Genomic DNA, 26,413 nt, shown 5'->3' on the forward strand with positions numbered 1-26,413 from the left:
GGTCGGCGTCATCGGGCTCCTCGTAGGGCGAGGAGATCCCCGTGAAGTCGGGGAGCTCGCCGGTGCGCGCCCGGGCGTAGAGGCCCTTGCGGTCGCGGGCCTCGCACACCTCCAGCGGCGTGCTGACGTGGACGAGGACGAAGCGTGCGCCCGCCTCCTGGGCCAGGGCCCGCACCCGTGCCCGGCCCGACGCGAACGGCGCGATCGGCGCCGCTATCGCGATGCCGCCGTGCTCGGCCACGAGCGCCGCGACGTAGCCGATGCGCTCGACGTTCATCTCCCGGGACTCCCGGTCGAAACCGAGCCCCTTGGACAGGTGGTGGCGCACCGCGTCGCCGTCGAGCAGGGTGGTCCGCAGGCCGTCGTCCGCCAGCTCGGCGGCCAGGGCGCGGGCCACCGTCGACTTGCCCGAACCGGACAGGCCCGTGAAGAAGACGACGGTGCCGCGTCGGTGGTCGACGGCTGCGGCGCGGGTCACCTCGGCGGCCGAGGCCGGCGGGTAGAGGGCGGCCACGGCGGCGTCGCGCACGTGCGGCAGGTCGGTGACGGCGGAGACGGTGGACGCCGAGCGGTGGGCCGCGAGCGTGTCGGCGCGGGACGCACCGTACGCGGCCGCGATCTCCTCCAGCGTCACGCCGTCCGGTCCGGACCACGGGACGACGACGGTGCGCACGCGTGCGCGGGTGCGCTCGGACAGGGTGTCCGTCAACGCGGCGGCCGCGCGCACGAGGCCCGGGGCGCCGACGGACCCGGGTGCCGGGGTGCGGCGCGAGACAGGGACCAGGAGCAGCACGGTGCCGGCCTGCTCGGCCAGCGCGACGGCGGCGTCGGTCTCCTGGCGCGTGGGCACCTCGGTGACGAGCAGGCCGAGCGCATCGGTGGCGACGGCGTCCCCGGCGTCCAGGTCCGCACGGACCTCACGGGCCGGCCGGCGTACGGCGTCGTCCCACTGGGGGCCGATCGCCGGCGCGAGAGGCTTCAACGGCTCGAGCGTGGCCGGTGTGCTGCCCGCCGGCGGCACGAGGCGGGCCAGCGGTGTGTTCTCCGCGTCCGTCAGCAGGGCACCGGCGGCGGCGTCGGGCCAGGCGTCGGCGAGCACCGACGGCGCGACGGCTCCCCCGAGGGCCAGCTCGAGAAGGTCGAGCTCGTCCTCGGACAGGACGCGTGCGGGGAGGTCGGTCATTCGCGGCGGCTCGTTTCTGCTGGGTCTGCTGGAGGGGCGACCCGACGTTCCACCGGGCCGACCGCTGGGTCATCGCCTTCGGCGTGCACCGCCGGAGCCGAGCGCGCCACGGGTGCGGCGAAACGACGCCGGACCCAGAACCAGATCAGGTTACCGCCGACCAGCGCCGCGACGGCAGCGCCCAGCACGACGGGGAGGCTGGCGCCCAGCAGCTTGAGCGCGGACGCGAGCAGCAGGATCGCCAGGGCGCGCCGGATGATGCCGCCCGGTGCGCGCGACGAGACGTGCGCGCCGAACCAGGCGCCGGGGATCGCGCCGATGAGGAGCGACGTCGTGAGCCCGAGCTCGAAGTCGCCGTACAGGATGTGTCCCAGCGACGCCGCCGCGACGAGCGGCACGGCCTGGACCAGGTCGGTGCCCACGAGCTGTGACGCCTTCAGCGCCGGGTACAGGAGCAGGAGCACGACGATGACCACCGAGCCCGCCCCCACCGACGTCATGCCGACGAGGAGTCCTGCCACGGCACCGAGGATCACGGTCGGGACGGGGCGCACCACGAGCTGCTTCTCCGGGGCCGTGGGCCGGGCGGGGCCCTCGCCGAGCGCCGAACGGCTCCGGACCATCTGCAGCACCGCCCGCACCACGAGGCCGCCGGACGCGATCAGGAGCGCCACCCCGAGCACGGTCTTGAGCGCGGCGTCGAGAGCGTCACCGGCCGGCAGGGCGCGGATGAGCAGGGCGCCGGAGAAGGCGGCGGGCACCGATCCGACGCAGAGCCACAGGACGAGCTTCAGGTTCACGGTCTTGCGCCTCAGGTGCACTATCGCGCCCGCCGGCTTCATGAAGAGGCTCGCGACCACGTCGCTCGACACCGCCACCAGGGGGTCGACCCGGAACACGAAGATCAGCATCGGTGTCATGAGCGCGCCGCCGCCCATCCCGGTCAGGCCGACGATGAACCCGACCATCAGGCCACCGAGGACCAGGGGGATCTCGATGCTCATCAGGGGCGCTCCTCAGGTCCGGTGCTGAAAACCCTTATTCCGATCAACTCCATCGGAATAGTAGGCATTAGACTCTCCTGAGGCGGCTAGAGGCGATTACAGGTCTGCTGGCGCTCGATCGCATGCCGGAATGGTAGCCTCGGCGCGTCCGCCGGACCTTCGCGCACGGCATCTTGGCGCTTGTCGAGCGCCGCGCAGGGCGGCCGGATCACCGGAGAAGACGTCCACCCTGGAGATTGATGAACGCGCCGTTCCCTACGCTCCCTCAGACGTCGCTCGACGACGACGCACTCGCCCACGCACTCGCCTCGGGAGCGGCGGAGGTGCTCCTCGCGCTCCGCGCCGAGGTCGACGCCGCCGGCGGCTCCTTCGTCGCCAAGGAATTCAAGGACGCGGGTGACGCCGCTGCTCAGGCGTGGCTCGCGGCCGCACTGACCGCCGCCCGGCCCGCCGACGCCGTCCTGTCGGAGGAGGCCAAGGACGACTCGTCCCGCACCCGTGCAGATCGTGTGTGGATCATCGACCCGCTCGACGGGACCAGAGAGTTCGCCGAGCGGCACGTCGACGGCCCGCACGCCGGGCAGTGGCGCGACGACTTCGCCGTTCACGTCGCGCTCTGGGAGCGCGGTGCCGGGCTGACCGTCGGGGCGGTGGCCCTGCCCGCACGCGAGCAGGTCCTGACCACCGCGGACGCCGTCGTGCCGGAGGACCGGAGCCAGGCCGTGCTGGCCGGCGTCCGCCCCCTGCGGATCGCCGCGAGCCGCAGCCGTCCGCCCGCTTTCGTGGCCGCTCTGGCCGAACGCGGCGACGTCGAGCTCGTGCCGATGGGGTCCGCGGGCGTCAAGATGATGGCGGTCGCCGACGGTACAGTGGACGCTTACGTCCACGGGGGTGGGCAGTACGAGTGGGACTCCGCGGCGCCGGTCGCCGTGGCACGGTCCCGAGGGCTCGTCTGCACCCGTCTCGACGGATCTGAGCTCGAGTACAACCGGGAGAGCCCCTGGCTCCCTGACCTGTTCGTATGCCCCCCGACCCTGGCTCCGCACCTGCGTGAGCTGCTCGACACCGTTGGTGTCGCGTCCGTGGTCGGGGCAGATAGCAAGGAAGGTGCCCAGTCGTGAAGAGTCACGTTCTGAGCCAGCTGCGCAGCCTGGAAGCCGAGAGCATCCACATCATGCGCGAGGTGGTAGCCGAGATGCAGCGGCCGTGTCTGCTGTTCTCCGGTGGCAAGGATTCCATCGTCATGCTGCACCTCGCGGTCAAGGCGTTCGCTCCGGCGCGGGTCCCGTTCCCGATCATGCATGTCGACACCGGGCTGAACTTCCAGACCGTGCTCGACTGCCGTGACCGGTGGGTGGAGCGGACGGGCGTGCAGCTGGTCGTCGCCTCCGTGCAGGAAGGGATCGACCGGGGACTGGTCCAGGAGGAGCCCAACGGCTCCCGCAACCGGATCCAGACGCCGGTGCTGCTGGAGGCCGCCGAGAAGCACGGCTTCGACGCCCTGTTCGGCGGTGGCCGGCGTGACGAGGAGAAGGCCCGCGCCAAGGAGCGCGTGTTCTCCTTCCGCGACGACTTCGGCCAGTGGGACCCGAAGAACCAGCGTCCCGAGATCTGGAACCTGTACAACGGTCGCGTCCACCAGGGTGAGTCCATCCGGGTGTTCCCGCTGTCCAACTGGACCGAGCTGGACATCTGGGCGTACATCGAGGCCGAGAACATCGACCTGCCTGACCTCTACCTCGCCAAGGAGCGCGAGGTCGTGGAGCGCGGCGGCATGCTCTACGAGGTCAACGACTTCACTCCGCTCAAGGACGGCGAGACCGCTCAGGTACTGTCCACGCGCTACCGGACGGTCGGCGACGCGAACCTCACGGCATGCGTCGAGTCCACCGCGTCCACGCTGCGCGACGTCGTCGAGGAGGTCGCGGCGGTGCGCCTGACCGAGCGCGGCGCCACGCGCGGCGACGACAAGGTGAGCGAGGCCGCGATGGAAGACCGCAAGAAGGAAGGCTACTTCTGATGACGACGACCCTCCCCGAGGCCGGTCCCGCCTCCGAGCCGCACAACGAGGTCGTCAGCGGCGACCTCCTGCGGTTCGCCACGGCCGGCTCGGTCGACGACGGCAAGTCCACCCTGATCGGCCGCCTGCTGTTCGACAGCAAGTCGATCTTCGCCGACCAGCTCGAGTCGGTGGAGCAGGTCAGCAAGGACCGCGGCAACGACTACGCGGACCTGTCGCTCCTGACGGACGGCCTGCGCGCCGAGCGCGAGCAGGGCATCACCATCGACGTGGCCTACCGCTACTTCGCGACGCCCAAGCGCAAGTTCATCATCGCGGACACGCCGGGCCACACGCAGTACACCCGCAACATGGTGACGGGGGCCTCGACGGCCGACGTCGCGCTGATCCTCGTGGACGCGCGCAAGGGCGTCGTCGAGCAGTCGCGTCGGCACACGTTCCTCGCCACGCTGCTCGGGGTGCCGCACGTGGTCGTCTGCGTGAACAAGATGGACCTCGTCGACTACGACGAGCAGGTGTTCGAGCAGATCCGCGCCGAGTTCACCGAGTTCGCCTCACGCCTGCGCGTGCCCGACCTGACCTTCATCCCGGTGTCGGCCCTGGTGGGCGACAACGTGGTGACCAGGTCGGAGAAGATGCCGTGGTTCGACGGCTCGCCGCTGCTCAGCCACCTGGAGCGGCTGCACGTCGCCTCGGACCGCAACCTCGTCGACGTGCGGTTCCCGGTCCAGTACGTGATCCGGCCGCAGCAGAACGACGCGCGCGACTACCGCGGCTACGCGGGCACCGTCGCCTCCGGCGTCATGAAGCCGGGCGACCGGGTGCTGGCGCTCCCGGCCGGCCTGGAGACGACCATCGAGTCCATCGACACGGCCGACGGGCCCGTCGACGAGGCCTACCCGCCCATGTCGGTCACGGTCCGCCTGGCCGACGAGATCGACATCTCCCGCGGCGACATGATCTGCCGCCCGAACAACGCCCCGACCGTCACGCAGGACATCGACGCCCAGATCTGCTGGATGGACGAGTCGGCGTCGCTGGTGGAGGGCAAGAAGTACGCGATCAAGCACACCACCCGGTGGGCACGGGCGATGGTCAAGAACATCAACTACCGCGTCGACGTCAACACGCTGCACCGCGACGAGGACGCAGAAGAGATCAAGCTGAACGAGATGGCCCGGATCCGGCTGCGTGTGACACAGCCGCTCTTCGTGGACGCCTACCAGACCAACCGCCAGACGGGCGCGTTCATCCTCGTGGACGAGGCGACCAACAAGACGGTCGCCGCTGGCATGATCGGCGGGTCCGCTCGCCAGTACTGAGCGGCCGCACCGAACGTCCCCAGAACGTGACCGGGTAGTTCACGGACTCCCTGATACGCTCCACATCGCCGGAGGGCCGCCGACCTGTGTCGGCGGCCCTCCCATGTTGCACACACGCTGCCTGGTCAGGACGCTCATGCTCCATCGGGAAGATCCCCGCGAGCAGCGAGCCGGACCCGCACGCTGACCCGGAGGTACCCCAGGTGACGGTCGTCTCGAGCTCCTTGCCGCCCTCGTCGGGCACGGCCCGGGACGTCCCGAAGCACGCGCGCGCCGTGCCCGGTGGCCGCTTCCGGCGTCCGGGTACCGATCGAGCGGGGCACACAGGCGGCCACATCCCCGAGCTGCACGGTCTGCGCGGTCTGGCGCTCGCCCTCGTCGTGGCGTTCCACCTCTTCGGCAACGGCCGGGTGTCAGGCGGCGTCGACGTCTTCCTGGTCCTGTCCGGTTTTCTCGCGACCGGTTCGCTGCTGCGTCGTGCCGAGCGCCGCGAGCTGCGTCTGGGCGAGCACTACGGGCGCACGTTCTCCCGGCTCGTGCCGCCGGCCCTCCTGGTGCTCGTCGCCACGGCGGGCCTGGCCTGGTGGGTCATGCCGGAAGGTACCTGGAGCCAGACCGGCCGGGAGATCCTGGCCTCGGCGCTGTACTACGTGAACTGGGAGATGATCTCCGGCCAGCTCGCCTACGGCGCAGCGGGTCCCGAGACCAGCCCGCTGCAGCACTTCTGGTCGATGTCGGTCCAGGGTCAGTTCTTCCTGGCCTGGCCGGTGGTCGTCCTGATCCTGGTGGCGCTGGCACGCGCCGCGCGAACCAGCGCCCGTGGCGTGCTGCTTGTGGCGGTCGGGGCCGCGACCGCGGCGTCGTTCGTCTTCGCGCAGGACCTGCATGCCGCCGACCAGCCGGTCGCCTACTTCCACTCCGGGGCCCGGTTCTGGGAGCTGGGCCTGGGCGGCTTCCTCGCGCTGGCGCTGCCGTGGCTGCGGCCCCCGGACTTCCTGCGCCCCGTCCTGGGGTGGGTGGGCCTCGGGCTCGTCGTGTCCAGCGGCTTCGTGCTCGACGGCGGCGCTCTGTTCCCGGGGCAGTGGGCGCTGTGGCCGGTGACCGGCGCGCTCCTCGTCCTGCTGGGCTCGGGAGGCAGGGCTGTCTGGGGGCCACGCGGCCTGCTGCAGGTGGCGCCTCTGCGCTTCGTCGCCGACATCTCGTACGCGCTCTACCTGTGGCACTGGCCGCTGCTCATCGCCTACCTGCACTACACGGACCGGGACCGGGTGGACTGGCTCGGCGCCGCCGCGATCATGACCGCGTCGGTGGTCCTGTCGTGGCTCACCAACAAGCTTGTCGCCGACCCGGCCCAGCGGTTCCGCGTGGCGTTCGGCGGGGTCCGCGCGCTGGTGGCCGCTGCCGTCTGCGTCTCGCTGGTGGCCGGCAGCGCCGTCGTCGGGCTCACCCTGCTCGAACGACGGGACGCGGCGCTGCTGGCCGCCGCGAGCGAGGCGGCCGAGGCGGCGGCCGAGCAGACGGGACCCTCCGAGTATCCCGGTGCGCGCGCTCTGAGCCCCAGGTACAGCGATCCGGTGCCGCACGACGTACCCGTCCAGCCCGCACCGGTGGTCGCGGCGCAGGACCGGCCCGCCGTCGACGGCGACGGCTGCATCGAGAGCAACACCACGACGTCGGCGACCGGGGTGCCCCTGACCTGCGTCCTGACGGACGCACCGGACCCGGACCGGGTGGTGGTCATGGTGGGTGACTCGCACACCATCCAGTGGACGCCCGCGATGACCGAGATCGGCCGGACCGAGAACTGGCGGGTGCTCCTGCTGGCGCGGCGCGGCTGCCGGCTGGCCGTCCCCGCCGAGCCGCTCGTCGAGATCAGCGCCTGCTGGCAGTGGCGGGCCAAGGCGCTCGATCTGCTCAAGCAGATGCGACCCGACGCGGTGATGGTGATCGGGAGCCGCACGTCGCCGACGGCGACCGGTGACCAGGTGCACCCGGACGAGGCACGTGCGTGGCGGCAGCTGGAGAAGGTGGGCATCCGGACCGTGACGATCCGCGACAACCCGCGGTTCGAGTTCGACGTCCCCGCGTGCGTGGAGGAGTCCGGCGGCTCGGCCTGCGCACGGCCACGGTCCGACGTCTACGTGTCGGCCAACCCGGTGGGGGCGGCACCGGGGGTGCCGCAGACTGCGGCGCACCTCGACCTGACCCCGTTCATCTGCGGCCCGCAGCTGTGCGAGGCCGTGGCGGGCAACGTGCTGATCTATCGCGACGACGACCACCTGACGGCCACCTATGTGACGACCCTCGAGAAGCCGCTGCACCGCGCGCTGCGTACGAGGGCCCAGTGGCTCTTCGCGGACCCGATGAACGGCCCGCTGGTCCGTCAGCGCTACTGACGGACCAGCGGGTTCCGCTCGGCGGGGACTAGCCGAGAGTCACGGCGTCGAGGGCGTCGGCGATGCCGTCACCGTAGAAGCTGTTCTCCTCGAGCCCGCCCACGCAGGCCGGCCCACGCGTCGTCGTGGTGCACTCGTGGTCGTCCGCCTGGGTACGGACCGCCGCCTCCAGCTGCGCGGGGCTCCAGCGCGGGTGCGCCGACTTCATGAGCGCCAGGACGCCCGCGACGTGCGGGGACGCCATCGACGTGCCGCTCTTGAGGTCCCAGGTGCCGTCGAGCTCCGTGGACAGGATCGCGCTGCCCGGGGCGGAGACGTCGATCTTGCCGAGGCCGCGGTTCGAGAACGGGCTCAGCTCCTCGGCCTGGGTCAGCGACGAGACCGTCACGACGCCGTCCAGCTCCGCGGGGATGTCCTCGCAGCCGGAGTTGATCACCCGGTTCACGGCCGTCGAGTCGTTGGGGCTCGACGCGTCGGTGGTGTTGTTGGCCAGGTCGGTGGCGGCGTTGCCCGCCGCGGCGGCGTGCACGACGCCCCGCTTGGTCGAGAAGTCGACGGCGCGGCGCACGGCTTCCTTCGCCGCCGCCTGGTCGGGCTGGTCCTCGCACCAGTACATGAACGGGTCGACGTAGTACGAGTTGTTCGTGACGTCCATATGGTGCATGCCCGCCCAGATGAAGCCGCAGACCGCGTACTCGGGGTAGATGAACCCGTCGTCGTTCACGACCTTGACCGAGGCCATCGTGACGCCCGGGGCGACGCCGACGATGCCGACGCCGTTCTGCGCCGCGGCGATGGTGCCGGCGACGTGCGTGCCGTGGTCGGACGTGGTCGGCAGCCAGCCGGTCGCCGACATGTCCGGCCTGCCGCCGTCGGCGCAGTTCACGGACTGGTCGGCGTCGACCTGGCTCGCCAGGTCGGGGTGCGTGGCGTCGATCCCGGAGTCCAGCACGCCGACGACGACGTCGGGTGAGCCGGGGTTGATCTCGATGGCCTCATCGGCCTTGATCATCTCCATGTCCCACTGCGTGGCCTCACCCGGGTCGGGGACGGCGGTGGTGCCGGCCGGCTCGTCGACGGTCCAGCCGGTGGTGTCCTTCTTGGCCTGGCCCACCACGGTCTTGCTCTTCTTCGCCCCCTCGGCCTGGTCCGCACCGGGGGTGCCCTCGGTGGGCGAGACGGTGCGGGTGGCACCCACGGACTCGACGACGCCCGCACGGTCGGCCGCGAGCACGTCCTCGCGGAAGGAGCCGTTGGCGGAGTGCGCCACGACGACGCCGATCTGCGGCCAGGCCTGCACGACGACGCCTTCCGCGCGGGTGACGGCCTTGACGGCGAGGCGCGTGTCACGGGCGCCGGCGCGCTCGGTGTTGACGACGTACGAGAACAGGGCGCCGTCCGGGGTGACGATCGGGACGGGCGTGGACTCCGGCTCGTCAGCCGCGTTTCCGGCGACACTGCCGAGCGCGGTGAGCGCGAGCGCCGTCGCGGTGGCGACGGCGAGTGCTCGCCGGGAGTGGGAGATGCGCATGGATTCACTCTCCTTGAGGTGTGAGCCCCAGATGGGGATTTCCCGCAACCTACCGTGTGCGGAGAAATCTGCCTCACGACAGCGGGGAGGAATCCGTGGTGCGCGTGACGAGTATCCGATGTAACTAGTAGGGTATCTCGCGTCCGCGCGGAGACCGCGGCCGAACCGGAGCGCCTGCTCCCGAAGTCCCAGCGCCCCCGAGACCACGAAGAGCCCGACACGGAATGACTGCCACAGGATGACGGCGACGACGACCAGACCGTCCGCACGGCCCGCCTCAGCCGACGTGCTGCCGACGGCTCCGCCACGGAGGTTCCGCCCGGAGGTCCAGGCTCTGCGCGCCCTCGCGGTGCTGCTCGTCATCGTCTACCACATCGACCCGGCCCTCCTGCCGGGTGGGTACATCGGTGTCGACGTGTTCTTCGTGATCTCGGGCTTCCTGATCACCGGCCACCTGTGGCGCGAGGCGTCGTCCACCGGCCGGGTGAGCCTCATGAAGTTCTGGGCGGCGAGGGCCCGGCGCATCCTGCCCGCGTCGCTCGTCGCGACGGTCGGTACCCTCGCCATCGCGTTCGTGCTCCTCCCGCTCGACCTGCTCGAGCTGTGGTGGCGCCATGCGCTCGCCTCCGTGTTCTACGTCGAGAACTGGACGCTCGCGGCCGATGCCGTCGACTACCAGGCCGCGGACAACGAGCCCACGGCGTTCCAGCACTTCTGGTCGCTCGGAGTGGAGGAGCAGTTCTATCTCTTCTGGCCCCTGCTCGTGGTGCTCGCCGTCCGGCTCCGGTCACACGGCTCCTGGCGGCGCTCCGCGGAGGCCCGTGACACCGCCGGGCTGCGCGTGACGCTCCTGGTGCTCTTCGGCCTCGTCGTCGCCGGCTCCCTCGTCTGGAGCGTCGTCGAGGTCCGAGCGGGAAACCCCGTCGCGTACTACTCGACGCTGACGCGGGTGTGGGAGCTCGGCGCCGGCGGGGTGCTGGCGCTGCTGATGCGGGACACCGAACGGTTCGGGTCGGTCCGCAACACCCTCGCGGTGGGCGGTATCGCCCTGATCGTGGCCGCTGCCTGCTTCTTCGACGACGCGACGCCGTTCCCCGGGCTCGCGGCGCTGGTCCCGGTCCTCGGCACGTGCGCGGTCATCGCCGCGGGGCGTACGTCCGGGCCGGGCTCGCTGCGCAGGATCGCCGAGTCGTGGTCGGTGCAGCGGGTCGGTGACGTCTCCTACTCCCTGTACCTGTGGCACTTCCCGGTGGTCGTCTTCTTCTCCGTCCACGCAGGGCGGACGCCGGAGGGGCCCGACGTGCTGGCGCTGCTCGTGACCTCGTTCACGCTCGCCATCGCCAGCTATGTGCTCGTCGAGCGCCCGGTGCGGACCCTTGCCTGGTTCCGTCCGGACGGTCGCCTGCTCGTCTCCGCCCTGCTCGCCATGGTGCTCGTCGCCGGGCTGACGCTCGCCCTCCCGCTGCGCGCCCAGGGGGTGCTGGGGGAGTGGGACCGGCGGGCGGAGTCGGTCGCCGCGGAGGTCGATGCCCGTGTGGCCGAGAGCATCGCGGACGGGTACGTCCCGTTCGTCGCCGGCGACACGGCGATCACCCCGAACCCGCTGCGCGCCGACGACGACCAGGCGCCCGATGTGGGGCGGTGCCTGGCCGCGCAGGAGGACGAGACCACCCCGGCCTGCGAGTTCGGCGAGACGGAGGACCCGGTCGCGACGGTGGCCGTGGTCGGCGACTCGCACGCCGAGATGTTCACGGAGCCGATCGCCACCGTCGCGGCCGAGCGCGGCTGGCGGGTGGTCTCCTACCTGCACTCGGGGTGCCCGTACAACGCGGAGCGTCGCGACAGCGAAGGAGACGTCGAGGGATGCCTCGCCGCGAACGAGCGGACGCGGGACGCGCTGGCGGCGCTCCGGCCCGAGCTCGTGGTGACGACGTCGTACGAGAACCTCGGCTTCGAGCGCCGGGGCGCGGAGGAGCAGCCCGGGGCAGCCGGCTACGCCGAGGTGTGGAACGAGCTGGTCCGTGCGGGGTCCCAGGTGCTGGTCATCCGGGACACGCCGCAGGCCTCCGAGCGGGTGGTCACATGTGTCACCGAGGACTACGGGAGCCCGGAGCGGTGCGCGAAGTCCAGGAGCAGGGCGCTCGACGAGCGCGACGTCGTGCCCGCGGCGCTCGAGCAGGCGCCCGGGGTGCGCTCCGTCGAGTTCTGGGACCGGTTCTGCGACGACGACACCTGCCCGGCGGTCATCGGTAACACTCTCGTGTACCGCGACCTCCACCACGTCTCGCGGACCTACATGCGCACGCTGGTCGACGACCTACGGGAGGCGCTGCCGCACAACCTGTGAGAGCCCGCTCGGGGGCAGGGCACGCCGAGACGTCACGTTTCCGTAACGCGCCCGTTCTGTGGCATCGTGAGGCCTCGTCTGTCCACAGACGTCCCATCTGCCCCCGAGACAGTGAACGGCGCCCATCAGAATGACGGCCACGACGACCGAACCGTCCGCACCGCAGGAATCAGCCCCCGCGAGACCGTCGGCCCGGCCGCGCAAGTTCCGTCCGGAGGTCCAGGCGCTCCGTGCGCTCGCGGTCCTGCTGGTGCTCGTCTACCACATCGACCCGGACGTGCTGCCCGGTGGCTACATCGGTGTCGACGTCTTCTTCGTCATCTCCGGGTTCCTGATCACCGGTCACCTGTGGCGTGAGGCGTCGACCACCGGCGCGGTCAGCCTCAAGAAGTTCTGGGCGGCCCGCGCCCGGCGGATCCTCCCCGCGTCGCTCGTCACGATCGTCGGCGTGATCGTGCTCGCGCAGATCTTGCTCCCGCCGTCCCTGGTGCAGACGTGGTGGCGTCAGGCCCTCGCCTCAGTGCTGTACGTCGAGAACTGGGCCCTCGCGGCCGACGCCGTCGACTACCAGGCGGCGTCCAACGCGCCCACGGCATTCCAGCACTTCTGGTCGCTCGGTGTGGAGGAGCAGTTCTACCTCGTGTGGCCCCTGCTCGTGGTGCTCGCCGTCGCGCTGTGGGGTGGCGCGCGACGCGCGGCCGCCACCCGCAACCCCGAGGTCCTGCGCGGGCTGCTGCTCGTGATGTTCTCCCTCGTCGGCCTCGCGTCCTTCGCGTGGGGCGTCCAGCAGTCCATGGCCGGCGACCCGGTGGCCTACTACTCGACGCTCACCAGGGTCTGGGAGCTCGCGGCCGGCGGCATCCTCGCGCTGGTGATCCGGGACACGGAACGGCTGCGGCCGCTGCGCAACACGCTCGCGGTGTTCGGGGTCACCACCATCGTCGTCGCGGCCTGCGTGCTCGACGACGGAACGCCGTTCCCCGGGTTCGCCGCGCTCGCGCCGACGCTCGGTGCCTGCGCGTTCATCGCCGCGGGCCGGACGGTGGGCCCCGGCTCGCTCCGGGCGATCACCGACACGTGGGCGGTCCAGCGGGTCGGCGACATCTCGTACTCGCTGTACCTCTGGCACTTCCCGGTGATCGTCTTCTTCGGCGTCCACACGGGCCGCGACCCGGGCGCGACCGACGTCCTGGCGATCCTCGCGACGTCGTTCGCGATGGCCATCGCCAGCTACGCGCTGGTCGAGCAGCCGATCCGCGTCTCGCGCTGGTTCCGGGCCGACGGCCGCATGCTCCTGATCTCCCTGGTCGCGATGGCGCTCGTCGTCGGCCTCGCCGCTTCCCTGCCGCTCCGGGTGAGCGGGACCAACGAACAGTGGGACGAGAACGCGTCGACCATCTCCGGCGAGGAGAAGGAACGGGTCGAGGAAGGGCTCGAGGAGGGGTTCAGCCCGTTCGTCGGCGGGGACACGGTGATCAAGCCGAACCCGCTCAAGGCCGGGTACGACAAGAGCTCGACGCTCGGCAGGTGCCTCGGCGCGGCGACCGAGGACCCGGTGCCGCCCTGCGAGTACGGCGAGACGGAGAACCCGACCGCCACGGTCGCCGTCGTCGGGGACTCGCACGCTGGGGTCCTGGCGGAACCGCTGCTGACCGTGGCCGAGGAGCGGGGATGGCACGTCGTCACCTACCTGTACGGCTCCTGCCCGTTCACCGACGGGTACCGGGCCGACGGCGAGGAGGCGCACATCGAGGGCTGCCACACGGCCAACCAGGAGACCCGGGCCGCGCTGCGCGAGCTCGATCCCGACCTCGTGGTGACGACGTACCTCGAGAGCACCCGCTTCGCCGCGGCGGACGGGGAGAAGGTGCCGGGTGCGAGCGGCCTCGCCGAGGTGTGGAACGAGCTCACCGCGCGGGGCAGCCGGGTCGTGGTGTTCCGGGACAACCCCGCAGCGCGCAAGGACGTGGTGGAGTGCGTCAGCGACAACTACACGGCTCCGGAGGAGTGCGCGACGCCGCGTACGGACGCGCTCGCCGGCCGTGACGTCGTGCCGGCCGCGGCGAAGCTCGCCCCGCAGGTCAAGGTCGTCGACCTGTCCGAGAAGTTCTGCGACGAGGCCACCTGCCCGGCGGTCATCGGCAACATCCTGGTGTACCGGGACGACCATCACGTGACGCGCACCTACATGACCCAGCTCACGGACGACATCCGCGCGTCCCTGCCGAAGCAGCTCGCGCGCTAGCCGCCCGCGCCGTCGTCGAACAGCCAGGGCGCGCCGGCCCGCAGCTGCCGGCCGACGACGGGGGTGAGCGTGCGCACGTACGTGTTCGTCAGGTGGTCGTCGTCCCGGTAGACGAGCACGTTGCCGACCACGGCGTCGCACCGGTCCGGCCCGCAGATCGAGTCGCTGAGGTCCAGGTGGACGACGTCGGCCGGTACGCGGGGCGCCGTCGTCACGGGTGAGACCTCGGCGAGCTGTTCCGCCCGGGGGCGCCCGCACGCCTCCGGCGAGACGGCGTCGGCCATGCAGTCCGGCACGAACCACTCGAAGCGGGGGTTGTCCCGGACGGTGATCACGGCGATCCCGGCGTCGTCCAGGGTGCGCCACGCGTCGACCTGGCCGGGCAGCACCTCCTCCGGCGTGCCGTCCTCGTACGTGCGCGTGCCGACCACGACCACGGCGTCCGGGCGGGCGGCCAGCAGGGCCGGCAGTGCCTGCTCGTTCCACGTGGCGCACGACGGCGACCGGGTCACGCCGGCCTCGGCCGACGTCTCCAGCCGGCATCCGTGCTTGAGCATCTCGCGCAGCTCCCAGCCGTGCTCGCGGGCGAGCGCGCTGAACGCCTCCTCGTACTGCTGCTCGTGCGAGGCACCCGCGAGGTAGACGACGGCGGTCGGCTCCGTCGAGGCCACCACGGTGCACTCCAGCAGCTCGGCCCGGTCGCTGCCCTGGGCGCAGCCCGGGCGGTCCGGGTGGTCGTCGTACGCGACCCAGGTCGCCGGCCGGAACGGGGCGGCGGGTGGCGCGTCGGCGAGCGGCGCGTCCGGCTCGAGCGCGGCGGCGCCCGGATGGTCCGGGGACGGGGCCCGCAGCGCGGCGACGTCGTCCTGCACCCGTGCGTCGTGCCCGGCCGCCGCGGCCTGGGTGCCCCCGAGCACCACGACCGCGACGCCGGCCAGCACCGCGAGCGTCCGCCGGCCCGACGGCGTCGTACCGGCACGCGCGGCGACGTCGCCCGTCAGGTGGGCCGGGCCGGGCACCGAGCTCCCGGCACCTGCCTGCCGCGCGGCGAGACGGACGGCGAGGCGATCGGTGACGCGGGCGAGCACCGGCTCGGCCACGTACCGGGTCGTGAGCCACGCGAGGACGGTCGATATCGTGAGGACCCCGGCGGCGGACACCGGGTTCACGTTCCGGGCGCCGGTCACCAGGAGCCAGAAGACCAGGACCGGCCAGTGCCACAGGTAGAGGGCGTACGAGATCCGCGCGCCGAAGCGGAGGGGCGTGCTGTCCAGCAGTCGCTCGACCCCCTGCGTGGTCAGGGCGGTGGTCGGGGCGGTCGCGATCAGGATCAGGGCGGCCCCGCCCACGGGGACGAGGGCCCACGCGCCGGGGAACACACGGGCGCCGTCGACCAGGAAGCCCGACCCGGTGACCAGGGCGAGCCCGAGCCAGCCCAGGGCGTGCCGCGACCGGACCCGGACCGTTCGGGGCAGGCCCGACCGCAGGGCCAGGGCGAGCAGCGCGCCCGCGCCGATCTCCCAGAACCGGGTGAACGTGCTGAAGTACGCGAGGGGCTGGTTCACGGTGACGAGCCACAGGGCGCCGGCGAACGACGCCCCGGTGGCGATGCCCGTGACGGTGGCGAGCAGGGCGGCGGGGGAGACGCGGTGGTCGCCGATCCGCCGGGCGCAGGCGGCCAGGCCCAGCACCAGCAGCGGCCAGACGGCGAGGAACTGACCCTGCACCGACAGCGACCAGAAGTGTTGCAGCGGGCTCGCGTCCGGTCCGGCGGCACCGTACGCGAGCGAGGCGTGCACCAGCTCCCAGTTCTCCCAGAAGGTCGCCGACGCCCCGACCTCGCGCAGCCCCGCGGACCATCGCAGACGGGGTGCGAGCGTGAGCAGGGCGACCGTGACGACGGCCAGGACCACCAGGGCCGCGGGCAGCAGGCGGGCCAGCGTGCGCGCGTAGTGCGCCGCCAGCCGTAGCGTGCCGGCCTCGGCGCGGCGCAGTACGGTGCCCGTCGTGAAGTACCCGGTCAGCAGGAGGAACACGTCGACACCACCGGAGACCCGGCCATGGCCGAACAGGTGGAACGCGACGACGAGGATCAGGGCGAGGCCGCGCAGACCGTCGACGGCGCCGATCCGCCGCGGCGGGTGGACGGCGGCGGGTGCGGGCGGCGTCGGCGCACCGATGACGACTGGCACGTCGCCGAACGTAGGCGGGGCGTCTTACGCCGAGGTGGAGTGCGGGTGACGTCCAGGTCTCGACTGCGTCGCGAAGCCCGTCGGCGGTGGTTCGATGAGCCTGTGATCCACACGAGCGACTACGAGATCGAGGACGAGGCCCGCGTGCGCGACCTGGTCCGCAACCACGGCTGGGCCACCCTCGTCTCGGTGGCCGACGACGGTGCGCCCGTCGCCTCCCACCTGCCGGTCCTCCTGGAGGAGACGCTGCCGGGGGAGCCGATGAGCCTGCTCACCCACGTCGGCCGGCCCGACGAGGTGCTGCACCGGCTCGACAGCGGCCGTGAGTCGCTGCTGATCGTCCAGGGACCGCACGGCTACGTGTCGCCCGGCTGGTACGACATGACCCCCGCCGTGCCGACGTGGAACTACGTGGCGGTCCACCTGCACTGCGCGGTCGAGCTGCTCGGACCCGAGGAGACGTACGCGATCCTCTCCGACACCGTCGACCGCTACGAGTCGGTCATGCCCGACCCGGTGCGCCTGCCTCGTGTGGAGGAGTACGCCCGGCGCATCGCCCAGGGCGCCGCGGGGTTCCGTCTGCGTGTCACGCGGTGGCAGGGCAAGGCCAAGCTGAGCCAGGACAAGCCGCGGGCCGTGGCGGAGCGCGTGGTGACGGCGCTGGAGTCGGACCCGCACTACGCGCAGCCCGCGCTCGCGGCCGAGATGCGGGCCGAGCTCGGCCGGCGTCCCGGTGGCTCGGCGGGCAGTACGGCCGGTAGCGCGGTGGACGACACGCTCGGCGACCTGCCTGGCGGCGCTGCCGGCGGCCTGCCTGGCGGCGCTGCGTGAGCGCCGGGGACGGCGTCGGCGAGCCGCTGCTGCTGACCGGTGCCCGCCTCGCCGGGCACGGCAAGCCGGTCGACCTGCTGCTGCGGGGCGGCAGGGTGCGCGCGGTCGCGCCGTCGGGCACGCTGGCGGGTGGCGACCTGGGCGACGGCGGCCGGGCCGGCGTCGCGGGTACCGGTCTCGGTGCCGGGCCGGTGGAACGCGTCGACCTCGCGGGGCGCACGGTCCTGCCCGGCCTGTGGGACAAGCACGTCCACCTCACGCAGTGGGCGCTGGTGCGGCGCCGGCTCGACCTGTCGGGCGCCGGCTCGGCGGCCGAGGCGGCGGCGCTCGTCCGCGACCGCCTCGCCGACGGACCGCCCGAGCCAGGAGCCGCGCTGGTCGGGTTCGGCTTCCGGGACGGTCTGTGGCCGGACGTCCCCACGGCGGCCCTGCTCGACGCCGTGGCGGGCGACGTACCGGTGGTCCTCGTGTCCGGCGACCTGCACTGTGCCTGGCTCAGCACCACCGGCCTCCGGTACGTCGGCGTCGACCAGCACCCCACCGGGGTGCTGCGGGAGAGCGAGTGGCTGCCGCTGGCCGCCGTCGTCGACCGGGTGGCCGACGACCTCGCCGACGCCTGGGTGACCGACGCCGCCGCGGCAGCCGCGGCCCGGGGCGTGGTCGGTGTCGTGGACCTGGAGATCACCGACAACCTCACGGCCTGGCGCCGCCGGTTCGCCGGAGGATTCGACGCGCTGCGCGTCCGGGCCGGCGTCTGGACGTCCTGGCTGGACGACGTCCTCGCCGAGGGCCTGCGCACCGGCGACGTGCTGCCGGGCACGGGCGGCCTGCTGCAACAGGGCCCGTACAAGGTGGTCACGGACGGCTCGCTCAACACCCGCACCGCCTACTGCCACGACGCGTACCGCGGCCTGACCGGGCCGGAGGCGCACGGGATCCTGTCCGTGCCGCCGGACGAGCTGGTCCCGCTCATGAAACGTGCCCACGGCGGCGGGCTGGAGTGCGCGATCCACGCGATCGGCGACCACGCCAACGCGCTCGCGCTCGACGCCTTCGCGGCGACCGGCGCTCGCGGCTCGGTCGAGCACGCCCAGCTCCTCGACGTCGCCGACCTCGCCCGGTTCGCCGAGCTCGGGGTGGTCGCGTCCGTCCAGCCGGAGCACGCCATGGACGACCGCGATGTCGCCGACCGGTACTGGACCGGGCGCACCGCCCGGGCCTACCCGTACGGCTCCCTGGACGGCGCCGGGGCCGTGCTCGCCCTGGGCTCCGACGCACCGGTCGCCGCCCTCGACCCGTGGGACGCGATCGCGTCGGCCGTCAGCCGGGCCCGGGACGGGCGCGCTCCGTGGCACCCGGAGCAGCGCATCGGGCTGCGGACGGCGCTGGCGGCATCGACGGACGGGCGCGGGCTGTACCCGATGGCGGGCGGCCCGGCGGACCTCGTGGTGCTGGACGCGGACCCGCTGAGGGACGGCGTCGGGGCCGACGCCGGGGACGGCGGTGCCGCGGACGCCCTGCGCCGGCTGCCCGTGGCGGGCACCCTGCTGGCGGGCCGATGGACCCACCGGTCGTTCTGAGTCCCGGCCCGTGGGTTCCTGACCATCCACCCCGACACGCTGCGCGCGACACGCCGACCGTGGTGTGCAGTGTGTCGGGGTCGATCGTCAGAGGGCGCGCCGCACGGTGCGGTCACCCGGCCAGGCGTTCACCCGGTCGTCCGGTCAGGCGTTCAGCGCGCTCCGGATCAGGTAGGCCCCGCACGCGACGCCGAGGACCAGGGCGGCAGCGGTGGCCAGAGCGATGGGTGCGGCTCCGTGGTCGAGCGAGCCGGTGGTGCGCAGTGCGGTGTTGGCCCGGCGGTAGCCGATCGCAGCGGCGACGTAGGCGGCGACCGCCAGGCCCGCGCCGGTGACACCCGCGAAGACGGCGAGGACGCCGGCCGTCTCGACGGTGAACCGCATGGCGATGAGGCTGGCGACCCCGAACGCGAGGCACGTGCGGCGCCAGGCCAGCAGGGTGCGCTCGGTCTGCAGCCCGGGGTCGTAGACGCTTTCCTCGTCGGTCGCCCGGCTCATACGAAGATCCCGATGGTGACCAGCGCGACCGCGACGATGATGCCCACGACGAGCAGCCCGCCGACGGCGAGGCCGGGCAGCGGCTGGCCCCGGCGCAGCGCCGTCTCGGTGGCGGACCAGCCGAGCCAGGCCTGGATCGCGGCGACGGTGCCGAGGACGAGGAAGACGCCGGCCGCGGCCACACGCCAGCCGGTCGAGGCCGGTAGCGAGAGCGCTTCGAGGGCGAACGCACCGGCGTACATCCCGAGCGCGGTGCGCAGCCAGGCCAGGAAGGTGCGCTCGTTGGCGAGGCTGAACCGGGGGTCCGGCTCGTCGCCGTCGCGGTAGACGCGCTGGGGGAATCGCTTGGCGGTCATGCGCGCGGACACCCGCAGCCGCACCCGTCGTGTTCTGCCTCCGTATGCGCGTTCGTCGTCACCGTCCCAACGGTAACGGCGTCCGAGCGCAGCACGGCGGACGGGCCGCCGCCCCGGGCTGATCACCCTCCACTTACCGGGCGCGAACGGGAGCCAGGAGCAACAATGACGAGATGAGACCCCCCAGGTCCAGCCGGGTCGAGCCTCAGGAGGAGCATCCTGTGGCCCTTCGCCGGCAGCTCGAGCTCATCCGTTCCGTGGCCGACCCTGCTGACGTCCGCGTCCTTGTCGTCCTCTGTGACGACCGCCCGGTCATCGTGGGCCGCAACTTTCAGGACCGTTACCCGGACGCCGACCTCACGGTCCTGTCGAAGGTCCGGGCACGTCCCGAGGGGCGCCCGTTCGGTCTGGTCCAGTTCAGCAGCGACCAGGCCGTCGTGCGCGCGCTCGCGGCCCTGCCGCCCCCCGACCTGGTCGTCGACCTACGGAGCGGGCGCCCGGACGACGTCCGCGCCACCTTCCGCCGGGCCTTCCTCGCCCTGGCTGACGGCGGCCGGTACATCACCCGGCAGGAGCCCCGTACCCCGGCCGACCGGGGCGACCTCGTCGACGACGTCAGGGACCTCGTCGCTCGCAAGGGCATACCGACCCCACAGCGGCGATCCCTGAGCACCGCGCTCGACCTGGGCCTGGTCCAGGCGCTGGCCGGCGTGGCCATCGAGGACGGCTTCCTGGTGCTCCGCAAGAGCGGTGAGCACGTCATGAAGCTCGGTGCGGACGAGACGCGTACGGCGCTCGCGGCGCGGGGCGTCGAGCAGCGCGTGATCGCGCGGGTCCCGGCGGAGCGGCGGACGTCGGCGTCGTCCGTCTGGTCCAGCGACCCGGTGCTCGCCGCCGAGCGGCTCTCCCCGACCATCGACGTGGGTGAGCTGGTCTGCACCGTCTACGAGGACGTGCTGTGCGCACCGCGCCAGGTGGCGGTGGTGGAGCGCCTCCTGCTCCCGACCTCCTACTTCCTGCCGGGGCGAGCAAGTCGCAGGACGCGGGGCATGAGCTACTTCGGCAGCGACTACTCGGCGCTCCCGCCGTCCGACGCCGAGCCGGAGCCGCTGCCCGGGACGTACTACCACCTGGACAACCAGATCGCCGGCCACTACGGGCACGTCATCACGCACGACCTGTCGAAGCTCTGGGCGTGGGACGCGGCACGCGCCGCGTATCCGGACGTGAAGGTGCTGATCAGCCCGGGCGTCGAGACGGGTGAGGTGCCTCGTTACACGTACGAGCTGCTGGAGGCGTTCGGCATCGGCAGGGAACGGGTCCACGTGATCACCGGACCGGTCCGCGCCGAACGCCTGATCACGGCCACACAGGCCTTCCAGCAGCCGAAGTTCCTCAGCCCCGTGGCGCGGGACGTCTGGGCGCGGGTCTCGGAGGGCCTGCTGCCGCGTGCGGGACGAGGCACGCTGCCGGAGCGGGTCTTCGTCGCGCGCAGGGCCGGGTCACGGCGGCAGTGCCTCAACAGCGACGAGGTGGAACGGCGCTTCCGGCGCGCGGGGTTCGTCACGGTCTATCCCGAGGACCTGTCGCTGCCGGACCAGGTGCGGCTCTTCTCGAGCGTGCCGGTCGTCGCCGGCTATGCGGGCTCGGGGCTGATCAACACCGTGTTCTCGTCCGGGCCGGCCACGCGCATCGTGCTGGCGTCGAAGAGCTACTGGGCGACCAACGAGTACCACATCGCCGCCGTGTACGGCGGGGACGTGCACTACTTCTGGTGCGACCCGGTGCCCTCGGACGGACTGCCGGGGCGAGCGCAGGACGATCCCCGGCTCGGGTCGAGCGAACCGGAGAACCAGCCGGCCGCCGGCGGCCGGTTCCATGCGGACTTCGTGTTCGACATGGAACGCGACGGTCCCGCGCTCGACAAGCTCCTGCTGTCGTTGGAGGCGCCGGCCCGGCAGCCGTGACGGGCCCCGCGAGACGGTGTGACGCGGGGCCCGTCACGCACGTGGTGTGACGCGGGTGCCGTGCGTCAGCGTCCTGCGGCGTACCCCTGTGCCCCCCTCGGGTTGGCGGCGGCCCCCAGCAGCCCGGTGGCCGGGTCGCGGGTCACGGCGGACAGGCGCCCGAGCGCCCAGTCGCCGGCCCGGGTCACCACGTGCCCGCGGCGTTCCAGTCCCGCGATGAGGTCGTCGCCGAGCCGGTCCTCCACGACCGCGCCGCCCGGCGTCCAGGTGCGGGGCCAGAACGAGCCGGGGAACGACGTCGTGTGCAGGGCCGGGGCGTCGATCGCCTGCTGCGGCGTGTACCCGCCGACGAGCACCCGGAGCAGGAACAGCAGCTGCCACTGGTCCTGCTGGTCGCCGCCCGGGGATCCGAGCGCGATCAGCGGCTCGCCGTCGCGCAGCACGAGCGTGGGCGTGAGCGTGGTCCGCGGCCGCCGCCCGGGCACCAGGGCCGACGGTGACGCCTCGTCCAGCCAGGTCATCTGCAGCCGTGTGCCCAGGCAGAACCCCAGGCCGGGCACGGTGGGGGAGGACTGCAGCCAGCCGCCCGACGGCGTCGCCGAGACCATGTTGCCCCAGCGGTCCACGACGTCGATGTGGCAGGTGTCGCCCCGGGTGGCGCCGGTGTGCGCGGGAGAGTCGGGCTCGACCACCGAGGGCACCTCGACCGTCGGTTCGCCGACGCCGGCCGCCGCACCGCCCGTCGGCGCACCCGGCAGCGAGCCGGCCGGGGCGCTGGTGGCGTACTCGGTGCGCAGGGTCGGCACGGGCGGCGTCGGGCGGCCCGGCACGTCGCCCGGGCGCACCTCGTGGCTCGCGGTGTCGGTGATCAGCGCACGGCGCTGTGCCGCGTACTCCTCGCCGAGCAGGTGGTCGAGCGGCACGTCCTCGGTGGCAGGGTCGCCGTACCAGACGTCGCGGTCCGCCATCGCGAGCTTCTGCGCCTCCAGGATCGTGTGTGCGCCGAGCTCGGTCGACGGGTCGAGGGCCGCGTCGTCGAAGCCCTCGAGGATCTTGAGCGCCGCCAGCAGGGCCGGGCCCTGTCCCCAGGCGCCGGTCTTGGCGATCGTGTACCCGCGGAACGTCGCGGTGCAGGCGTCCTCGTAGGACGCCTCGAAGCCGGCGATATCGGCGGCCGTCATCACCCCGGCGTGGTCGCCGCCGTCGGCGTGCCGGTGCGGGGTCCGGACGAACGCCTCGACGGCAGCGCCCACGCGTTCGCGCCAGGCGGCCCGGGCGAGGTCTATCGCCTGCCGGCGGTCCGCCGCACCGGAGCCCGCCGCGACGACGGCGTCCAGCAGGTCCGCGTACTCCGGGTTGGTGACGAGCGTCCCCGGCGCGGGGGCCTCGCCGTCGAGCAGCCAGTGGGCGGCCGAGGTGGGCCAGTGGTCGCGGAACAGGCCGGCGACCAGCGAGAGGGTTGCGCTGACCCGGTCGAGCACCGGGTGGCCGTCGCGGGCGTACCCGATGGCGTACGCGAGGACGTCGCCGAGGTCCCACGTACCGTGGTCACGCAGGAGCAGGAGCCAGGCGTCGACGCTGCCCGGCACCGCCGCCGCGAGGGCGCCGGAGCCCGGGACGAGGTCGAGCCCCTCGGCCCGGAAGTGCTCGATGGTGGCGCCGGCGGGCGCCGGCCCCTGACCCATCAGCACGCGTGGGGCCGAGGGCGCGTCGGCGGTGACGAAGACGCCGGTCATGTCGCCGCCGGGCCCGTTGAGGTGTGGTTCCACGACGTGCAGCACGAACGCCCCGGCGACCGCCGCGTCGAACGCGTTGCCGCCCCGTTCGAGCACGGCCTGGGCGCTCGCGGTGGCGATCCAGTGGGTGGAGCCCACCATGCCGAACGTGCCCTGGAGGTCGGGCCGCGTGACGGGGCCGACAGGCGGGGCGAAGGACGAGGTGCCGAACGTGGCCGACGACGGAGCGTGCACGAAAGAGGATCCAATCCGAGGTTGACGGGGACCATTGCATACAACCATGGCTGCCACGGCCGAGGTGTATGCGACGTGATTCCGGGAGCGGTGCGGCTCCGGGGCAGCGCGTGACCGCGCTGGACCACACCTTACGATCGGGTCACAGAAAAGCCAGCAGACGGTCATCTGACCGTTCGGCGCGCCGGCCGCCCGTACGGTGGCGCTGCGCGGGCTGCCAGGCGGCAGGCCGCAGCACCCCCCTACGTAACGAGCCTTTGTGACCTTTACCGAATACCTGACGCGTAACTATGACAACCTTCTCGAGCTCGGTCTCGAGCACCTCAACCTGGTCCTCGTCTCCATGGGGATCGCGCTGGTCGTGGGCCTGCCCCTCGGGATCGTGGCCCACCGCAACGGGTTCCTGCGCAACCCGATCCTCAGCACCGCGGGGTTCTTCCTGACCCTGCCGTCGCTCGCGCTGTTCGCGATCTTCATCCCGGTGTTCGGCATCGGGGCGCCACCCGCTATCGCCGCCCTCAGCCTCTACGCGCTGCTGCCGATCGTGAGCAACACGGTCGCGGGCCTCGCCTCGGTGAGCCCCGCGGTGGTCAAGGCGTCGCAGGGCATGGGGATGACCGGCTTCCAACGGCTCCTCAGGGTCGAGCTGCCCCTGGCCTGGCCGGTGATCCTCACCGGCATCCGTGTCTCCACGCAGGTCGTCGTCGGTATCGCGGCCATCGCCGCGCTCGTGGGCGGTCCCGGTCTCGGTACCGAGATCTTCCGCGGCCTGCGCTCCCAGGGCAACGCGAGCGCCCCCAACCTCGTGTACGGCGGCACGCTCGGCGTCATCGTGCTGGCACTCCTGCTCGATGCCGCCTTCCTCCTGATCCGCCGACTCACCATCTCGCGAGGTATCCGATGACCACCACCGACACGTTGACGCAGCCCGGCCCGGCGAGGTCCGGCGCCAAGCCGATGATCGAGCTCCTGGGCCTCACCAAGCGGTTCCCCGGTACCGCGGAGGCCGCGGTGGACGGTCTCACGCTCACGGTCGACGAGGGCGAGATCACGGTGCTCGTCGGCCCCTCCGGCTGCGGCAAGACCACCTCGATGGAGCTGATCAACCGGCTCATCGAGCCCACGTCGGGCCGGATCCTCATCGACGGCAAGGACATGACCCACACGAACCCGGACGAGCTGCGCCGGCACATCGGGTACGTGATCCAGGAGACCGGGCTGCTGCCGCACCGCACCATCGCGCAGAACGTCGGTATCGTGCCCAAGCTGCTCGGCTGGGACAAGGCGCGGATCGCCGCACGAGTCGACGAGCTGCTCGAGATGGTCGGCATGGACCCGGCGACGTACCGCGGGCGCTACCCCAAGGAGCTGTCCGGCGGACAGCGTCAGCGCGTGGGCGTCGCCAGGGCGCTCGCGGCGGACCCGCCCGTGATGCTCATGGACGAGCCGTTCGGCGCCATCGACCCGATCACGCGAGAGCGGCTGCAGAACGAGTTCCTCCGGCTGCAGCAGCAGGTGCGCAAGACCATCATCTTCGTCACGCACGACATCGACGAGGCACTCAAGATGGGCGACCGGATCGCCGTGCTGCGCAACCAGTCGCACATCGCCCAGTACGACACGCCGGAGAACCTGCTCACGAGCCCGGCCGACGACTACGTGTCGGACTTCATCGGGACGGGCGCCTCGCTGAAGCGGCTGAACCTCAGCCGCGTGCGGGACATCGAGATGGCGACGGACGCGCCGACGGCGAGCGTCTCGGCACCCGTGGCCGAGGTGCGCGCCGCGCTGCTGGCGTCCAGCTGGACGTCCCTGCTGCTGCTCGACGCGGCCGGCCGCCCCGTCCGGTGGGTCACCAGCCGCGACCTGGGCCGCGCCGAACGGGGCGCGGCGCTCGCTGACGTCGGCCTGCCCGTCGAGGCGATCGTCGAGCCTCACGCGACGCTGGCGGACGCGCTCGACGAGCTCATCGCGTCCAACGTGGGCTGCACGGTGGTGGTCGACGGGTCGGGGGCCTATCAGGGGATCGTGGACCTGGAGACGATCATGATCGTGGTCCGGACGGTTCGGGACGAGTACGAGCGGTTCCACCTCGCCCAGAAGCTCGCCCAGCAGCCGGCCGACGGTCGGGCGCGCTGATGGCGGACACCGCACTCGCCACCCGGGCGACCGGCGGGCCGGACAGCGCCGTGCTGCGGCGCGGCGGCTCCGGGCTGAGCTGGTTCGGCATGCCGGTGCTGCTCGCCGTGATCCTGGGTGCCACCTACCTGTGGGTGGGCTCGCTCGAGCTGGACACCATCGAGCGGCGCACCCTCAACGCCGACCAGCTGACGCGGAGCACGCTCGAGCACCTGCACATGACCGCCGTCTCCACGGCCATCGTGATCGTGCTCGCGATCCCGCTCGGCGTCCTCCTGTCGCGGCCGTTCGCCCGCCCGGTGGTGCCCGCGGTGCTGGGGGTCGCGAACATCGGCCAGGGGGTGCCGTCGTTCGGGCTGATCACCATCGTGATTTTGTGGACCTCGCTGGGCTTCTGGCCCATGATCATCGGCCTCGTGGCCTGCTCGATGCTGCCCATCCTGCGCAACACCATGGTGGGGCTGGAGCAGGTGGACCGCACGGCCGTCAAGGCGTCCCGCGGTATGGGGATGTCGCCGCTGCAGGTGCTCCTCAGGGTCGAGCTGCCGCTGGCCTTCCCGGTCATGATCGCCGGCATCCGCACCGCCCTGATCATCAACGTCGGCACCGCGACGCTCGGGACGTTCTTCGGCCAGGGCGGGCTCGGCTTCATCGTCTACAACGGCATCACGCTCAACCGCACGCCCGTGCTCATCACGGGTGTGGTCCTGGTCTCGGCGCTGGCGCTGCTGGTCGACTACCTGGCCGGGGCTCTCGGCCGGCTGCTCGCCCCACGGGGCTTGTGACGCGACGCCCGTGAGCGGGCCTCGCGCGGAGCGGCACTCTCGACGAA

Annotated in this window: 19 protein-coding genes; 12 read left to right on the forward strand and 7 right to left on the reverse strand. The window is 72.4% G+C overall.

From position 1 onward, the window contains the following. A partial coding sequence (gene cysC, locus LUU90_RS18925) for an adenylyl-sulfate kinase (protein WP_275005321.1) occupies positions 1-1,183 on the reverse strand: 1,183 nt, incomplete at its 3' end. Then, a complete protein-coding gene (locus tag LUU90_RS18930; RefSeq protein WP_275005322.1) occupies positions 1,180-2,187 on the reverse strand; it encodes a sulfite exporter TauE/SafE family protein in 1,008 nt (335 codons plus the stop codon). The genes LUU90_RS18930 and cysC, both read right to left, overlap by 4 nt. Before the next feature lie 239 nt (positions 2,188-2,426). On the opposite strand from LUU90_RS18930, the gene LUU90_RS18935 reads away from it, so the two are divergent. The 4 genes from LUU90_RS18935 (at position 2,427) to LUU90_RS18950 (ending at position 7,925) form a co-directional block, all read left to right on the forward strand. Next, complete coding sequence (locus LUU90_RS18935; RefSeq protein WP_275005323.1) at positions 2,427-3,308, forward strand: 3'(2'),5'-bisphosphate nucleotidase CysQ; 882 nt, start codon at positions 2,427-2,429, stop codon at positions 3,306-3,308. Next, entirely contained in the window at positions 3,305-4,207 is a 903-nt protein-coding gene (cysD, locus tag LUU90_RS18940; protein WP_275005324.1) for a sulfate adenylyltransferase subunit CysD, read from the forward strand. The genes LUU90_RS18935 and cysD overlap by 4 nt, the downstream gene beginning before the upstream one ends. Beyond that, on the forward strand, positions 4,207-5,529 hold the full coding sequence (gene cysN / locus LUU90_RS18945) for a sulfate adenylyltransferase subunit CysN (protein ID WP_275005325.1): 1,323 nt from the start codon (positions 4,207-4,209) through the stop codon (positions 5,527-5,529). The genes cysD and cysN overlap by 1 nt, the downstream gene beginning before the upstream one ends. A gap of 203 nt (positions 5,530-5,732) precedes the next feature. Further along, positions 5,733-7,925: an acyltransferase family protein gene (locus LUU90_RS18950; RefSeq protein ID WP_275005326.1), complete on the forward strand. Its 2,193-nt coding sequence runs from the start codon at positions 5,733-5,735 to the stop codon at positions 7,923-7,925. A gap of 28 nt (positions 7,926-7,953) precedes the next feature. On the opposite strand, the gene LUU90_RS18955 is transcribed toward LUU90_RS18950, so the two are convergent. Further along, positions 7,954-9,456 carry a S8 family peptidase gene (locus LUU90_RS18955; RefSeq protein ID WP_275005327.1) on the reverse strand — a complete coding sequence of 501 codons (1,503 nt, stop codon included), beginning with the start codon at positions 9,454-9,456 and terminating at the stop codon, positions 7,954-7,956. 238 nt (positions 9,457-9,694) lie between these two features. Between LUU90_RS18955 and LUU90_RS18960 the strand changes: the two genes are divergently transcribed. Then, entirely contained in the window at positions 9,695-11,803 is a 2,109-nt protein-coding gene (locus LUU90_RS18960) for an acyltransferase family protein (protein ID WP_275005328.1), read from the forward strand. 130 nt (positions 11,804-11,933) lie between these two features. Further along, positions 11,934-14,048, forward strand: coding sequence for an acyltransferase family protein (locus LUU90_RS18965; protein ID WP_275005329.1), 2,115 nt, complete (start codon positions 11,934-11,936; stop codon positions 14,046-14,048). Here LUU90_RS18965 and LUU90_RS18970 read toward each other — a convergent pair. Next, the gene (locus tag LUU90_RS18970; RefSeq protein WP_275005330.1) at positions 14,045-16,240 is read right to left on the reverse strand and encodes an acyltransferase family protein; all 2,196 of its coding nucleotides are present in this window, start codon (positions 16,238-16,240) and stop codon (positions 14,045-14,047) included. The genes LUU90_RS18965 and LUU90_RS18970 overlap by 4 nt on opposite strands. A 102-nt stretch (positions 16,241-16,342) precedes the next feature. Here LUU90_RS18970 and LUU90_RS18975 point away from each other — a divergent pair, with 102 nt between their 5' ends. Then, positions 16,343-17,071, forward strand: coding sequence for an FMN-binding negative transcriptional regulator (locus LUU90_RS18975; protein ID WP_275005331.1), 729 nt, complete (start codon positions 16,343-16,345; stop codon positions 17,069-17,071). After that, positions 17,068-18,651 carry an amidohydrolase gene (locus LUU90_RS18980; protein WP_275005332.1) on the forward strand — a complete coding sequence of 528 codons (1,584 nt, stop codon included), beginning with the start codon at positions 17,068-17,070 and terminating at the stop codon, positions 18,649-18,651. The genes LUU90_RS18975 and LUU90_RS18980 overlap by 4 nt, the downstream gene beginning before the upstream one ends. A 144-nt stretch (positions 18,652-18,795) precedes the next feature. Here LUU90_RS18980 and LUU90_RS18985 read toward each other — a convergent pair whose 3' ends face one another. Further along, complete coding sequence (locus tag LUU90_RS18985; RefSeq protein ID WP_275005335.1) at positions 18,796-19,149, reverse strand: DUF202 domain-containing protein; 354 nt, start codon at positions 19,147-19,149, stop codon at positions 18,796-18,798. Then, positions 19,146-19,505, reverse strand: coding sequence for a YidH family protein (locus LUU90_RS18990; protein ID WP_275005337.1), 360 nt, complete (start codon positions 19,503-19,505; stop codon positions 19,146-19,148). Before LUU90_RS18990 ends, LUU90_RS18985 begins: the two co-directional genes overlap by 4 nt. A 221-nt stretch (positions 19,506-19,726) precedes the next feature. Between LUU90_RS18990 and LUU90_RS18995 the strand changes: the two genes are divergently transcribed. Further along, positions 19,727-21,472 (forward strand): glycosyltransferase family 61 protein, encoded by a 1,746-nt coding sequence (locus LUU90_RS18995; protein ID WP_275005338.1) that lies wholly within the window; start codon positions 19,727-19,729, stop codon positions 21,470-21,472. A gap of 65 nt (positions 21,473-21,537) precedes the next feature. On the opposite strand, the gene LUU90_RS19000 is transcribed toward LUU90_RS18995, so the two are convergent. Continuing rightward, positions 21,538-23,349 carry a gamma-glutamyltransferase family protein gene (locus tag LUU90_RS19000; RefSeq protein WP_275005571.1) on the reverse strand — a complete coding sequence of 604 codons (1,812 nt, stop codon included), beginning with the start codon at positions 23,347-23,349 and terminating at the stop codon, positions 21,538-21,540. A 352-nt stretch (positions 23,350-23,701) separates the two neighbouring features. On the opposite strand from LUU90_RS19000, the gene LUU90_RS19005 reads away from it, so the two are divergent. The 3 genes from LUU90_RS19005 to LUU90_RS19015 are packed head-to-tail and all read left to right on the forward strand — an operon-like array spanning position 23,702 to position 26,366. Next, the gene (locus LUU90_RS19005) at positions 23,702-24,346 is read left to right on the forward strand and encodes an ABC transporter permease (protein ID WP_275005340.1); all 645 of its coding nucleotides are present in this window, start codon (positions 23,702-23,704) and stop codon (positions 24,344-24,346) included. After that, positions 24,343-25,581: a betaine/proline/choline family ABC transporter ATP-binding protein gene (locus tag LUU90_RS19010; protein ID WP_275005341.1), complete on the forward strand. Its 1,239-nt coding sequence runs from the start codon at positions 24,343-24,345 to the stop codon at positions 25,579-25,581. The genes LUU90_RS19005 and LUU90_RS19010 overlap by 4 nt, the downstream gene beginning before the upstream one ends. After that, complete coding sequence (locus tag LUU90_RS19015) at positions 25,581-26,366, forward strand: ABC transporter permease (RefSeq protein WP_275005343.1); 786 nt, start codon at positions 25,581-25,583, stop codon at positions 26,364-26,366. The genes LUU90_RS19010 and LUU90_RS19015 overlap by 1 nt, the downstream gene beginning before the upstream one ends. The last annotated feature ends 47 nt before the right edge of the window (positions 26,367-26,413 follow it).

The organism is Promicromonospora iranensis, assembly GCF_028994775.1.
Lineage (GTDB): Bacteria > Actinomycetota > Actinomycetes > Actinomycetales > Cellulomonadaceae > Promicromonospora > Promicromonospora iranensis_A.